The 14468-nt window shown below is 32.4% G+C and carries 10 protein-coding genes and 1 tRNA gene; all 11 read left to right on the top strand.

Going from position 1 to position 14468, the window contains the following annotated elements; all coding sequences use genetic code 11:
- Nucleotides 1-972 precede the first annotated feature (972 nt).
- The 11 genes from ACFSSB_RS02910 to ACFSSB_RS02860 all read left to right on the top strand — a co-directional run bounded on the left by ACFSSB_RS02910 (nt 973) and on the right by ACFSSB_RS02860 (nt 14370).
- A complete protein-coding gene (locus ACFSSB_RS02910) occupies nt 973-2700 on the top strand; it encodes a histidine kinase dimerization/phosphoacceptor domain -containing protein (RefSeq protein ID WP_379900771.1) in 1728 nt (575 codons plus the stop codon).
- Nucleotides 2684-3412 (top strand): response regulator, encoded by a 729-nt coding sequence (locus ACFSSB_RS02905; RefSeq protein ID WP_379900769.1) that lies wholly within the window; start codon nt 2684-2686, stop codon nt 3410-3412. The genes ACFSSB_RS02910 and ACFSSB_RS02905 overlap by 17 nt, the downstream gene beginning before the upstream one ends.
- 259 nt (nt 3413-3671) lie before the next feature.
- Nucleotides 3672-4856 (top strand): T9SS type A sorting domain-containing protein, encoded by a 1185-nt coding sequence (locus tag ACFSSB_RS02900; protein ID WP_379900767.1) that lies wholly within the window; start codon nt 3672-3674, stop codon nt 4854-4856.
- Nucleotides 4857-5293: 437 nt separating this feature from the next.
- Nucleotides 5294-5770, top strand: coding sequence for a hypothetical protein (locus ACFSSB_RS02895; protein WP_379900765.1), 477 nt, complete (start codon nt 5294-5296; stop codon nt 5768-5770).
- A 216-nt stretch (nt 5771-5986) separates the two neighbouring features.
- Nucleotides 5987-6062, top strand: a tRNA-Gly gene (locus ACFSSB_RS02890).
- A 343-nt stretch (nt 6063-6405) separates the two neighbouring features.
- Nucleotides 6406-11409, top strand: a complete 5004-nt coding sequence (locus ACFSSB_RS02885; protein ID WP_379900763.1) for a DUF4132 domain-containing protein — start codon at nt 6406-6408, stop codon at nt 11407-11409.
- Nucleotides 11410-11528: 119 nt separating this feature from the next.
- On the top strand, nt 11529-11942 hold the full coding sequence (locus ACFSSB_RS02880; protein ID WP_379900761.1) for a hypothetical protein: 414 nt from the start codon (nt 11529-11531) through the stop codon (nt 11940-11942).
- Nucleotides 11943-11951: 9 nt separating this feature from the next.
- The gene (locus ACFSSB_RS02875) at nt 11952-12269 is read left to right on the top strand and encodes a hypothetical protein (protein ID WP_379900759.1); all 318 of its coding nucleotides are present in this window, start codon (nt 11952-11954) and stop codon (nt 12267-12269) included.
- A 24-nt stretch (nt 12270-12293) separates the two neighbouring features.
- The gene (locus tag ACFSSB_RS02870; protein WP_379900757.1) at nt 12294-12779 is read left to right on the top strand and encodes a phosphoribosylaminoimidazolesuccinocarboxamide synthase; all 486 of its coding nucleotides are present in this window, start codon (nt 12294-12296) and stop codon (nt 12777-12779) included.
- A gap of 64 nt (nt 12780-12843) precedes the next feature.
- Nucleotides 12844-13575 (top strand): SIMPL domain-containing protein, encoded by a 732-nt coding sequence (locus ACFSSB_RS02865; protein ID WP_379900755.1) that lies wholly within the window; start codon nt 12844-12846, stop codon nt 13573-13575.
- A 180-nt stretch (nt 13576-13755) separates the two neighbouring features.
- A complete protein-coding gene (locus ACFSSB_RS02860) occupies nt 13756-14370 on the top strand; it encodes a hypothetical protein (RefSeq protein ID WP_379900753.1) in 615 nt (204 codons plus the stop codon).
- Nucleotides 14371-14468 lie beyond the last annotated feature (98 nt).

Genomic DNA, 14468 nt, shown 5'->3' with positions numbered 1-14468 from the left:
AAATGCAATTAATTTATACAACGAAATAAGATTACATTTATCTTTAGACTATAAAACACCGAATATGGTATATAAATTATCAGCGTAAATTCAATTTTAACCTGTAGCCATATTTCAGGACGAGACAAACAAAAGACTTTATTATTAAAACAATCAATGAACACGGTTTTGAAGAAGATACTTTTAAAAGAAAATACAAAGCCTCTTTTGAAGGTGATTATTTAAGACTTATTGTATTAAAGAAAAACGGTATTGACAACACGAATGAAGGAATATTGTATGATTTTTCGAATGTTTATAAGTTTCATCGTGTATCAGAAAGATCAGATAAACTAGCATTTGTAAATATCTGGGTTTCAATATTAAAAAATAAGAAAAAAAAACAAATGGGATAAGCACAAGTTAATTATGAGAGTTGATGGAATACCTGAAGCCAAATCCATTTTAAAATCTCTACAACATTATAACAAATTATTATTAACCCAAAATGAAGAACCTGATTCTAAGTTCTAAAACAGAACTTAACCAACAAAAAGATACGTTATAAACAAACTACAAATATTTTAAATAAACACGAAAAAACCAATAATATCAAAACATGATACTATTGGTTTTATTTAGTTAGAGCGTCTCTTAAAAACAATTTTAAAACAACCTAATTATTCCCTAAGAGCCAAATAAACCAGTTAGCAGGATTAGTTAAAGTAAGGTCTATTCTTAAAATTTCATCTCCTAAACCTTCCTCAATATATAAAACCTTACCATTTAATAACAAATGATACAAAACCTATGTTTTTTGTTGTGAAATCTATTTTCTTCAATCCTAGCATAAAATTTAAATAGTAACTTTGAAAAAATTTAAAATAAACGCTAAGTAATAGATTTCTAACGCAGTAATTAAAGCCATATCATCTATTATAATTATCGCGATAAAGAGTTAGTAAACTCCTATTGTAAAACAAATAAGTCACCTTGAAAGTTTTCTTTTTAATTATATCATTACTCCATTCAATTTACTGTTTTACTCAAACTAGTAATTATGATGCGTTTTATGATAAAATTGAAGATCTTATTTTTTATCATGAACATGCAAAAATTTTAGAGGAAATAAATTTTGTACTTACTAACAACCCTAATAATTATAGTACAACTCAAATAGAAATTTTAAAAGTATTAAAAGTTCAGACACTTGTAGATGCTAATCTATTAGATGAAGGATTAGCGCTTTCAAATGAAATTTTATCACAAAACCATTTAACAGAATACTACCTTACTAGTTTATTTATAGAACGAGCTTTAATCTTTGAAATTTTAGAAGATTTTCCAAAATCATTACAAAATCTTACTTTGGCTAAAAGCTATATTGACAAGAGCGAGCACATTAAAAAAAAATACTATGCTACTTGGCTAATTAGGGTTTCTTCTTGGTATCGTGTACAAGAAAAAAAAATAGAATCGTATCAATATGCGCTAAAAGCAAAACAATTTGCCGAAAAACAGAACAATAGTAACAAAAGCTCTGAAGCAGGAGTACTTCTTGCCTTTTATTATACCGATAAAAAAAACTATAACAAGGCTATACAGCTTAATAATAAGGCAATTGCTGTAGGTAAAGCGCTTAATAATAAAATAAGCGTCACCTATTTATACCTCAGTCTTAGTAAAATTTACAAAAACCTAGGAAATGATGTAATAGCTAATAAATATATTGATTCTGCTTACAACCACATTAAAAACACCAATTACCTAGAAACTAAATCTGCTAGCTATATAAAGAAGAGCGAAGTTTCTGAAGCTAGAAACTTATTAGACTCTGCTTTATATTTTTATAAAACAGCTATTGAATATGAAAAAGCGCACAATTTCAATCTGAAAACGATTAAAATGAACGAGCAAACTTTAGATTTTGAACTTGAAAAGGAAAAAATTCAAAAGGAAAAAATTGTTACTGAAAACAAAACCTTACATAAAAACCTTTTGTTAGCCCTAATCGTGGCCATTGTTCTATTCGCATTTTTAATTCAAGAAAACAGAAGAAAAAAACAAATAGATAAACAAAAATTAATCATTGAAAAAGATGCGTTAAAACTTGAAAAGACAGTTAAAGAGAAAACATTTTTAATTCACGAAATTAATCATAGAGTAAAAAATAATTTAGCTGTTATTTTAAGTTTAATTGAAATTCAAGGGCAAGAAAGTAATAAGACTAATGAGGAACTTATTAAGCAACTTCACGACCGAGTAAACACGATAGCTATTGGACATCAACTATTTTCTTATGACTTAGATACTACAGAAAAATCTTTTGTAAACATAGAAGAGTATGCTAAAACTATTTTTGAAACCAAACGTTCTGCTACCACTAAAAAATTCAACTATACCATAGAAGCAACAAATATTGAACTAAAAGTAGATATAGCATTGCCTTTTGGTTTGGTACTAAACGAACTCATTACCAATTCTATAAAACATGCTAAACCTAGTCAAAACAAAGACCTTGAGCTACATTTAAAGTTGGGTTTAAAAGACAACAATATAGAAACTATATATAAAGATAACGGTAATTTTTTCCCTAGTAACACCAGTGCAGACGCTATGGGAATTTACATAATTAAAGGCATGCTCAATCAAATATCAGCAAGCTATCAAAGAGAACAAAGTACTTTTTATATAACCATACCTTATGCCAAAACAAGCTAACATACTTATTGTAGAAGACGAAATGCTTATTGCTTTTTCTATACAAAAAATGGTTCTAAAACACTTTAACGGTACTCATGTTGTTAAAAATTATGACGAAGCGATACAAGCCCTAGAGCGTCAACCTATAGACCTAGCACTTATAGATATTACTTTAAACAACAGTAAAAGCGGTATTGACATTGCACAACAAATTAATAAAAAGTATAACATCCCATTTATTTACTTAACAGCTTCTACAGACGAAGCTACCTTAACAAAAGTTATACAAACTACTCCAAATGCCTATATTTCAAAACCTGTACAAGAAACCAATGTTATTACTGCTATAAAATTAGCTTTAGCGAATGCAACAACTAATAACATAGTGCTAACTGTTGGTAAAAAAGAATACCATATCAATATGGAGCAATTTTTATTTGCAGAATCTGAAGGAGTTTATATTACCTTACATTTTACCTTCTCTCCTCCTATGTTGTTAAGAACTACCTTTGCGCAACTGCAAACACAATTACCAAAAAGCAATTTTAAACGCATCAATAAAAGCGAAGCCGTTAACCCAAAATATATTACTAAAAAAGATTCAAAATGGGTGTCTTTAGATAAAAAAGGGTTTAAAATCTCAAAAACTTACTGGGAAATAAAACCCAAAAACGTGTTTTACAACAAAAAAAGCCGTTTCCTATCATTTTTTTTATTTACAGAATTTTAGTTTTTATCATTGCTATAAATTAAAACTATAAACCCCAAAGTTAGAAATGGTTTAATTTTATAGAACCTACATTTCATTCAAGTGATAGTCTTCTTATAAAAGAGCCCCTATATTTCTAAACAGAAAAAAACATACCGCAACCCCATGTATAACTAATAACCCATACACTTCTGTGTTACATACTTAACCTCGCAAAGAATCCTATCCAAATATTTTATAAAAAATTAATAATAATTATTAACCTTAAATTACTTAAAGAATGATGAAAAATTACTTTTTAAACTTACTTTTTTTAACATTAAGCTACAGTTTATTAGCACAAACGGTATGCGAAGAACAATTAGGAATAGACAATGGCTTTAGTGGGCAATCCCATGGGCAATCTGTAACCATGACAGGATGTAGTGGTTTTTTTAATGCTATTGAATTTCATAGACGAGATCCTGGATCTGCTATTACTACTGCTGTTCTTAAAATATACAATAATCAAGATGTAACAGGAACTCCAATGTATACACAAAATAATGTAGTTATACCTGCTACTACAGATACCTTTACTATAGAACTTAGTGGTGGTACTGGTAGTCTTGCTTTTACTGAAGGTAATCAATATAGCTTTATAATTAACAATACACCAACATTTCAAACATTTGTAGATGGTACTAACCCATACGCTGGTGGTCAAGGGTTTCTTAATAATGGGTTTTTAGAAGATTTTGACCTGTGGTTTAAAGTAACAACAAGTACTGATGATCCTTTAAGCAACAGAACCCTTTGCCAAGAACAAACAACTATAAACAATGGAGTTAGTGGACAATCTCATGGGCAATCTGTTACCATGACAGGATGTAGTGGTTTTTTTAACGCTATTGAATTTCATAGACGAGATCCTGGATCAGCTCTCACTACTGCTGTTCTTAAAATCTACAATAATCAAGATGTAACAGGAACTCCAATGTATACACAAAATAATGTAGTTATACCTGCTACTACAGATACCTTTACTATAGAACTTAGTGGTGGTACTGGTAGTCTTGCTTTTACTGAAGGTAATCAATATAGCTTTATAATTAACAATACACCAACATTTCAACTAGAGATAGCTGGTGGTGATCCATATGATGGTGGTCAATTATTTCTTAATAACGCATTTTTAGCAGATGGAGATTTGTGGTTCAAATTAATAACAGTTAATGATAATTCTCTAAGTATAGAAGATAATAACGCTAATGATTATAAATTATACCCTAATCCTTCTAGTAATTTCCTTGTAATTAATGGAATGCATTCAGAAGAAAGCTATAAAATTTACAATACTTTAGGTCAAGAAGTAAAAAAAGGAAGTGCTCTTAATAATTCAAAAATTGATATTAAAAGCTTAAATACTGGCTTATACTTTATAAAATTCGACAATCGGGTTACATTAAGATTCCTAAAAAAATAACCAGCTATAATCCATTAAGGCTTGAAATTCTCAATAGAAATTTCAAGCCTTCTAATTAAAATATAAAACTTATAACCCAAAAGGCATACCAATAATTCTGATCTTCTCTCCTATTAAAAAAATATTTATAGATATTTACATTAGGTTTTTATTTGCTAAATTAGGCGTTTAAATATCTCGCTAAGCCTAAACATACACCTAGTATAATTACAAAAACACATTCATAAAAATTGAAGCATCGGTTTTATAACAAGAATAAAAAAGAGCAAAATAAAATTTTAATTGTAATAGCACTTGCTTCGCTTACAATCTTATTGTTATCTATAATTATATCTATCTATTCAGAAATATATCTGATTGGTATATTCATTTTTTCGGTAACCTTATCTATAATTGCTCCTTTTTTTGATATGCCTTCCTTAAAAAAAAGCGGAAGAATGATGTATTATTCACCTTTATTTCTAAGCGAAAAACCAAAAAACGGACGAATCAAAATTCATGGTGGAACTCTATTTGATTATTATTTTGTAATTGATAGAAAATGGAATGGAAAACAAAGAACAAATTTCATTACCCAACAGTATTTAGAAGGACTATTGGCTTTGATAGAAGAATATAAAAATGACAAACACATGAAAATTCGTGGAACTAGCTACATTATAAATGAAAGAACTGCAGAGAAAATGGGTTTTAAAATTATGCAAACAGACTTCTTGCAAAAAACAATCCTACTTTACAACTACTTCAACGTACTCATTTCAAACTCTATAGCTAAAAACAAATTAGCTTTCCCTAACTTAAACAAAACCAAAACATTTGAAGCTGACATTAGTCAAATTCTCGAAAAAAAAGAATTTATCGAAAAATTAAATAAATCATTAAAAAACACTATTGCTAACAGCATGAACCTTTAACTGCTATTTACAATAAATAAAAAGTAGTTTCATTTTTGTTACATTAAAAAAATCTTCACACCAAAAAATGCAATTGTTCTTGTCATAAATTATAAATAAAGGCGCTATAGTTTTAAAATCATTCAAAAAGACTCCCTCCAAGCAAATTATATACTAATAAAAAAATAAAGGTGTTTTTTAATAAATATTATATATTTGCGTTCGCTTACCAAAACTGCGAGAGTAGCTCAGTTGGTAGAGCGTCAGCCTTCCAAGCTGAATGTCGCCAGTTCGAACCTGGTCTCTCGCTCCAAAAAGACTTCATAAAAAATTATGAAGTCTTTTTTTGTCCTGAATGAGACTTTACATCTAAAAAAAACCTCACTATACGCATTATCGCAATTACTCCGTGTAATACTTTTATGGACTAAGGGTTCATACAATTCTGTTTTCATATTACTCGTATTAAATTTAGAGTACTATAGATTAAGGTCTTTAGATTTAGTTTCAGAAATCTTCAAAAATGCGTTTTAAAAAATCACTAAATACCGTGAGTTTAAACAAACAGATTTCTTTTACCTTGCCATCAGTAATTCAGTTTGTTTAGAAAAAGACAAATTATTGTTAATGACCATAGTTAAAAATATTTAAGAGATATGATCCCTATAGAAGATGCTAGAAAACACTTGGAGCAATACGCAAAACCAGCCGTAGACCGGTTTGAATTTCGTGCCTATTCTGAGCCTTATCGTGTTTTAGCAAAAGTACTTGGTAGTATAGAAAAAGAGAAACGCGTCTATTATAATCAGCACGATTTTATTGCCGCCTTTGAAGATCCATTCAATATAAATCCTTGGACCACACCAGAAGGGATGCGTTTAGGGATGCAATTATATGGTGTTATTCAAGCGCCATATTTAGCAGCAATGTGGGATTTTATAAACACCTTACCCTATCAAGATTCTTATAACAGGCAAGCCTTTAGATCGCGAGATGGTGAAGATGTGATACACAAAAAAATAGTCAGTTTTAGAGCATTTCTGAATTCCAGCAGAATGGGATTTGGTGGCTTATCCTTAGTAGAACACTTTCAATACAATACGTATTTTTCTGGGAACCAAGACCTTTTTCTAGCCATTGTTTTACACAATGCAGAAGGCGCGTTTGATGCCCTGCTAGACGATATTATTCAGGGAGAAGATGAGATTGGTGGCGTAAGTTCAGATATTATCAAGGCCTTGTTGTATTCCGAAGAGGAGAAACATTGGGAAATGGTTGCTAAATTACTACTTGCAGCGCAACGTCAAGAAGGTTTACGTCAAACTATAATAGAAGCGTTAGATAGCTGTAGCCTTGCTGCATTTAAATATATGTTACAGGTTATTATAGATAATGACTTAGCCCGTTTTAGTAGTGTGAATAGAGCGGTTTGTACCTGGTTTAATTTGAATTGGGAAACCCCTAAAAAAGCGCTTATCAATCGTATATTAACGCTTGCGCAATCTTTAATTTTCAACTTAAAAGAAGTAGATACTTATTTAAAAAGTAAAGATAATATTGAAGTGCTTGTTGGACTTTGGGCTATTGGTATTTTAGATGTCGATACAGCTAATAGAAAAGCATTAGACATTGTATTTGACCACGACGACCGAAATAAAAAGATACTCGCCTTGTATTTTATGAGTCAAACTGACAAAACAAACGATGCGCTAGTCCCTTATTTCATAGAAAACATAGGAAAAGATTACGCCTTAGACCATTGGATGGCGGTAAACCTACCAGAAACGTCTTTAGATGATAACACTTTTGAAAAACTACTTACTGTCGCTAAAAATGCTTCAGAAAAAGGGAAAGTGTACGAAAGTAAAATATTCTCGTGGTGGAATTTTATCCCAAGGTCAGACTATTTCTTCAATTTTATTATGAATAGTGCTACGGAAGCACAATTAGAATTAATGGCGCCTGATTTTGAAGACTTTCCTTCAGAATTTAGAGAAGCTTATTTTAGAAAGGTATTCCCTAAAAACTACAGCTATTCGTTATACTACAACAAAGAACAAATAAAGCACAAAGTAGAATTAAATTACGACAAAAATTCTTGGAAACGCGCTTTAGCAAGACGCGCCATTTACAACAGAAACGAACTGGTAATGTCTACAGGATTAAGTCTGTTCTTTAAAATGCATTTGTACGATACCGAATTAGAGATTATTGAAGATTTATTAAGGCGAAAAAGTAAAATGCTACGCACTTCGCTAATACAGTTATTAATAAACTTACCTGTAGATACTTTACGCCATAGCACCACTAATTTAATTCAGGCTAAAAACATAGAACAGCGTATCGCTGCTTTAGAAATTTTAACAATTTTACACGATAATAACAGACAATCTAATTTTACTGAAGAGCAAATAGCGCTTTATAAACAGCGCCCTAAAATCACTAAAAACGAACAAGTTTATCTCGATAAATTTTCTGATAACACCGAAGAATACAACTACAGTAACGGTTTTGGCGCTATAGATTATGATAATTTATCACCGCTTTACATCCCACAGTCGCATTTTAAAACCAAGACCAATATTTTTGATAAATTAGGAATCACCACTTCAGAGACTTCTGGGTTTAAGTTCAAAGATTTTATTAATGTAAAGAAAATTGTGACTCAAGTCAATCAGTTAATTCATTTGGTCGCAGAACATCGCAATCACGAATACCAAATGTTAGCCTATGATGGTGAAATGCACACCACGTATCTTAATAAAGGGGTTCACGATATGAAAGCGTTAAGTGAAGATGCTACAGCTTTAGAGCAACTGCATAACTTACCACTAGCCGACCTTTGGATTTCTTGGTATGAAAAAAGCGAGCTTAACGATTTTGAAATGTATTCGGTTATTCGCTACATCAATAATCGAGAAGCACCTTTTGGAGACTATACCATTCTTCAGCCGTATTTACAGCAATATTACCCAGATTTGGCGGGCTTAAACTTAGGAGAAGTAGAACGTTATTATTCAAAATCTAAAACCTATAACAAAATTTTAAAACGTTTGTTTTGGGCTTTTGCAGACCCTAAAATGGTGGGTGATTTTAAGTTTAAGATGTATGAGGATATGATTGCTAATTTCCCTAAAAAACACAAACTCATCCAATTTCAAGAGCAAAGAACGTATTACAGCACAGTAACTCATAATTGGACAACCATAATACAAGAATACACGCCAAATTTTGGTTTAAATCATCTAGACCAATTAACCAACGAGCAACTGTATAAATATTGGGCGATTCAAATGTATTTATCGGCTCAAAATATGGAACATCCTAGTGAAGCCACTACCATTAAAGTGCTTACAGAAGAGAATATCAATAAGAGAACATTAAAGTTTCCAGAGGTAGAAATTACCCTAAAATTATACAAAGCCGGTTTAATTAATGATGACGATTTATTATTTCAATCACTAAACAATCATTCTATAATGAGCATTATGGATGGTGGTTTTAATTACAGAATGAACTTTAAAAAAGGCATAGAACGTAATAGCATCCCAAAACACGTGTTTCTTCCTTTAAAAACGAACCTTTTAGAAACAGAATTAGAACGTGGTGATTTAGCAACACCAGCTTCTAGGTATATTAGTAGTATTCACCGTGTAGAAGGTGTCGATTATGTTTTTCGCGTATTAGAACGTTTAGGAAAAGATACGTTTGAGCGTGGTTATAGTTATTATGGCGACAGTAAAAAATCTAAATTCAGTACCATTCTTAAACGAACGGCCTTTAAAGACACAGAATCTTATACCGATTTTGCCAAACTAGCCGATGCCTCTAAAGTGAGTAAAAAACGCTTGATAGAGTTAGCGTGTTACGCCACGCAATGGGCCAATGTTGTAGGTGAATATTTAAACATTGAAAACCTAGAAAATGCCGTTTGGTGGTTTCAAGCACACGCTTCAGAATATATGAATAGCGAAAAAGAAACCATTATCGCGCGTTATTCTAACATTCCTAAAAACGACTTTGCACTTGGAGCTATAGATATCGATTGGTTTAATAAAGTGTACAAAAACTTAGGAAAAACCAATTGGAAACTGCTTCACGATGCCGCCAAATACATTACCGATGGAAACGGACATAGACAAGTAAAACTTTATTCTAGCGTGATGCTTGGTGAAGTAAAAATCACGGAAACGCTTAAGAAGATTAAAGACAAACGGGATAAAGATTACGTGCGTGCTTTAGGATTAATCCCGTTGAGTAAAACCGTACCCGAAAAAGATTTATTAAAACGTTACAACCTATTGCAAACCTTTTTAAAAGAAAGCAAACAATTTGGAGCACAACGTCAAGAAAGTGAAGCGACTGCTGTAGAGATTGCATTAGACAATTTATCTCGTAACGCAGGGTATAAAGACCGTGTGCGTTTCAGTTGGGCAATGGAAGCCAAAGCCACACAAGCCATTATGGAAAATGCGGTGGTCACTATAGATGAAACAGTTATAGAACTTGGTATTACAGACTTAGGTAAAACCACGATTAAAGTTACCAAAGCCGGTAAAACTTTAAAGAATATACCAGCAAAACTGCGTAAAGACAAGCAAGTGGTCGCTTTAAAAGACAATAAAAACTACCTGTCTAAACAATACAGCAGAACGCGTTTATCACTAGAAAATGCAATGGTTAATGAAGATGAATTTTCGGCTAAAGAAATTCACGAGTTAATGCAACATCCTATTGTAAAAGCAATGTTGCAAAACTTAGTATTGTATGTTCCAGAAAAAGAAATCTCAGGATTTTACAAGAATGGCGCATTGGTAGATACCGATGGCAAAGTACAAGCATTGGCAGAAGACGATGTGTTGCTTATTGCACACGCCTCTCATTTACACCAATCAGTGGCTTGGGACTTGTATCAGAAATATGTGTTTGCAGAGCGCATTACACAACCCTTTAAACAAATTTTTAGAGAGTTGTATTTAATCACGAACGACGAGCGTGAGCATAGTAATAGGTCAGAACGTTACCAAGGACATCAAATTCAGCCTAAAAAAACCGTCGCTTTATTGCGTGGTCGTGGTTGGACGGTGAGTATGGAAGACGGATTGCAAAAAGTATATCACAAGCAAGGTTTTATTGCTACGATGTACGCGATGGCAGATTGGTTTTCACCTTCAGATGCAGAAGCACCAACTTTAGAAGTGATTCAGTTTCACTCCATAGACAGCTATAAAAACATTCCGCTTACAGAGATTCCGCCAGTAATTTTTAGCGAAATTATGCGCGATATCGATTTGGTGGTAAGCGTTGCCCACGTTGGTGGTGTAGACCCAGAAGCCAGCCATAGTACAATGGAAATGCGTGCTGCATTGGCCAAAGCTTCGGCTCAATTATTCAAACTTCCAAACATCACGGTTAAGGAGCGTCATATTTTTGTAAAAGGAACTTTAGGCGAATATACCATCCATTTAGGAAGCGGTTTAGTCAGCAAAAACGGATTGGCATTATCCATTATTCCGGTGCATAGTCAGCATCGCGGACGTATGTTCTTGCCTTTCGTAGACGAGGACCCAAAATCGGCAGAAATTATTTCTAAAATGAAATTACTGTCAGAAGATAATAAAATCCAAGACCCAACCATTTTGGCACAAATTAATAGTTAATACAAGCATTAGGGCGTTACCTCGCTTAGGCGAGGTCGGGCTTTCTGTTGCAAGTCCTCGTGCTAGCGCACTGTGGGCTTTCCACGGCAATCCCTAACGCAAAAAAAATCCGTATACCAATGGAACTGACATTACAACTTAAAAGATTAGGAAAGAAAAAAGTAAAAGAAGTGCCTTTTACCTTAGAATCACATCCTAAAAATCTAGAGGAATTATTAATTGGCTGTGTTAAACATCAAGTAGAGGCGTATAATAAAAAACGAACCGAAGTAAATGTCGTTGGGTTTTTAAGTCCAGCCGAAATACAAGAACAAGCCCAAAGTGGTAAAGTCGATTTTGGCGAGATTACCAATACAACGCTTGCCAATCATCAACAAGCTATAGACAATGTCTTGTTAGCCTTTAAAGACGGATTATTTGTGGTTTTTGTAGACGACGAGGAAATTACCGATTTAAATGCATCACTACAACTCACATCTAATAGTGTCGTTGCCTTTATCAGGCTTACATTTCTAGTAGGTACGTATTGGTAAATTGTAGCTATGGAAATATTTCAACACGATTTAGCAGAACAAATCACGAATGAGCATTCAGTCTGGTCCGCATTATTAGCCAATACTAATTTTGGGAATTATGCTTCAAGCTTATGGAACGTCACTTTAATACCAGAACATGTTACAATAAACCGTGATGAGAAAACATTAACATTTAAAAATGCCAAATTTATATGCGATGTAAATTCTGGTATTTCTTATGGAGATGATGTTAGCATTTTCACGAAACACGTTTCCGGTAAAGGAAGTTATCAATTTAGAGATTGCAAAACAATTCAACTTACAGAACTAACAATTGTAGCGTAGGATGTAGAAACAAATAAAAAATTAATGGAAAAACAATTTAAAACTAAAACAGGATTTTGTCATATTTTACAAGATAAAATTATATTAACAAGAGATGGAGTTATTGGAAATGTGGCAAAAGTGGCTGTCGGAAAAAGCATCACTCGAGTTTTAATAATTTATGGAGGAATGTCTGCTTTCTTACTTTATTTAGCATTTGATAGCTTTCAAACAGGTCAAGTTCCGATATCCATATTTTATTCAATAATTGGTTTATTTCTTATGTATGGAATATTTACAAGCATTAATAATTCTGCAACACCAATAATCGAAAGAAAAGATATTAAAAGTATTAAATTTAAAAAAGCAATATTGGGAATAACGCGTTCTCGATTTGAAGTCCTTTTTAAAGATGAAAATGGAAAAATTAAGAAACGTATAATAATGTTACCTGGTGCAATGCATCAAGGAAAAAAAGAAACAGAAATTGCAATAAAAATAATGAAAGAAGAGCATTTATTAAATCAATAAAATGTGAAGACCACATTTAAATAAAGCTTTTAAAACATCAAAATAAATAAAAACACTAAATACTATGAAACAATACTTAAGCGCCATTATTTTTGGAATAGCAATCGTTGCTTCTTCCATTTTCTTAGGAAAGGCTTACACCGACAGAAATAAAAAAGACGGTAAAATAGAAGTCACCGGTTTAGGAAAAACCGATTTCTCGTCAGATTTAATTGTTTGGGAAGGGAGTTTTGGTTCTGTAAACATCGATTTACAACAAGCCTATATTTCTTTAGAACAAAAAAAATCGACCATAAACAACTACCTATCACAAAAAGGTATAAAACCTGAAGAACTTGTTTATAGTGCGGTTTCTACACATCAAAAAACGAAGTCTCTATACACCATAAATGGCGATTATGCAGGGGAAGAATTTGTAGGTTACGAGCTTACACAATCCCTAGAAATAGAATCTAAAGACGTCGATAAAATAGAGAAAGTCTCTAGAGAAATTACCGAATTATTAAATCAGGGTGTTCAGTTTTATTCGCAAGCGCCACGCTATTATTACACCAAATTAGCCGACCTTAAAATTGAAATGATTTCTAAAGCAACCGAAGACGCGAGATTACGTGCAGAAAATATTGCAAAATTTTCTGGGGGTCATTTAAGCGATTTAGAATCGGCTAAAATGGGAATCTTTCAAATTACAGGACAAAATTCAGGCGAGGATTATTCTTGGGGTGGTACGTTTAACACCAGCTCTAGAGAAAAAACAGCTTCTATTACCATGAAGTTGGTTTATAAAGTGGACTAAACCCCTACCCTTTTATGTATTAAAAAAGGTATTCTTATCCATGAGAATATCTTTTTTTTTTGATGAATTAAAAAAAACACGCTATTTAGATAAACCATTATATCTCCAAATGGCTGAATACCGTGATAAAAAAAAAGGAGTGTTGCTCTAATTTTGTAATAAATCAAAACATTAATAATTATGAGCAATACCATTTACGGACCAGAAAAAACACCTGAAGAAATAGCTAAAATAGTAGAACAAACTGAAAATAGCGATCAAAAAATCTATCCTATTTTAAAACCTGGCGACTGGGTAGGATTAAAAGCTGGAGCTTTGAGTTCAACTTTAATTCCGTCTGAAGATGGCGCTGAAGTCGTGATAGGTTACGGTATGGATACACCAGACAACTTTGTATTTTTAACTAAACAGCATTTAGAAACTATGGATGCTAAGCAAATTACCCAAGAAGCCTTTACCAATTTAGCAAACATTGATACAGGATTAGAATTTGTTGGTGCTCTAGATAATAAAGCAGTTGGTGCTAACGGAAACGATTTTTCTAGTGAAACCATTCTTTCTAGAACACATATGCTAAAAGCACACGCCATGCTAGAAGCCGAAGAACTACTAGTTTCAATTCCTAGAAGAACGTGTATGACAGTGATTTCAAGACAAGCAGATGAAGACACAATTAATAAATTTGCTTATTTACACAACTATACTTGGGAAGATGATAGTTTTGGTAACGCACCTATTACAAATTCATTTTTTATTGTAAAAGATGGTGTTATTGTAGGACACATCCCTTTATAAACTTCAGAAACTAAAAAGAAATAGTTACTAGTGTACAAACATTGGTAACTATTTTTTCAACTTAAACACACAACAATTGAAATATCTGGACTTCAGCA

The sequence above is a fragment of the Lacinutrix gracilariae genome (assembly GCF_042684485.1).
Lineage (GTDB): Bacteria > Bacteroidota > Bacteroidia > Flavobacteriales > Flavobacteriaceae > Oceanihabitans > Oceanihabitans gracilariae.
Note: the sequence above shows the minus strand (reverse complement) of the source record. Positions and strands in the feature narration are given on the sequence as shown.

Bases quoted from the DNA above. Each gene is read 5' to 3' on its own strand.
- ACFSSB_RS02875 (WP_379900759.1), top strand. From the start codon at position 11,952: ATGGAAATATTTCAACACGATTTAGCAGAACAAATCACGAATGAGCAT.
- ACFSSB_RS02900 (WP_379900767.1), top strand. From the start codon at position 3,672: ATGATGAAAAATTACTTTTTAAACTTACTTTTTTTAACATTAAGCTAC.
- ACFSSB_RS02865 (WP_379900755.1), top strand. From the start codon at position 12,844: ATGAAACAATACTTAAGCGCCATTATTTTTGGAATAGCAATCGTTGCT.
- ACFSSB_RS02880 (WP_379900761.1), top strand. From the start codon at position 11,529: ATGGAACTGACATTACAACTTAAAAGATTAGGAAAGAAAAAAGTAAAA.
- ACFSSB_RS02885 (WP_379900763.1), top strand. From the start codon at position 6,406: ATGATCCCTATAGAAGATGCTAGAAAACACTTGGAGCAATACGCAAAA.
- ACFSSB_RS02895 (WP_379900765.1), top strand. From the start codon at position 5,294: ATGATGTATTATTCACCTTTATTTCTAAGCGAAAAACCAAAAAACGGA.
- ACFSSB_RS02905 (WP_379900769.1), top strand. From the start codon at position 2,684: ATGCCAAAACAAGCTAACATACTTATTGTAGAAGACGAAATGCTTATT.
- ACFSSB_RS02870 (WP_379900757.1), top strand. From the start codon at position 12,294: ATGGAAAAACAATTTAAAACTAAAACAGGATTTTGTCATATTTTACAA.
- ACFSSB_RS02860 (WP_379900753.1), top strand. From the start codon at position 13,756: ATGAGCAATACCATTTACGGACCAGAAAAAACACCTGAAGAAATAGCT.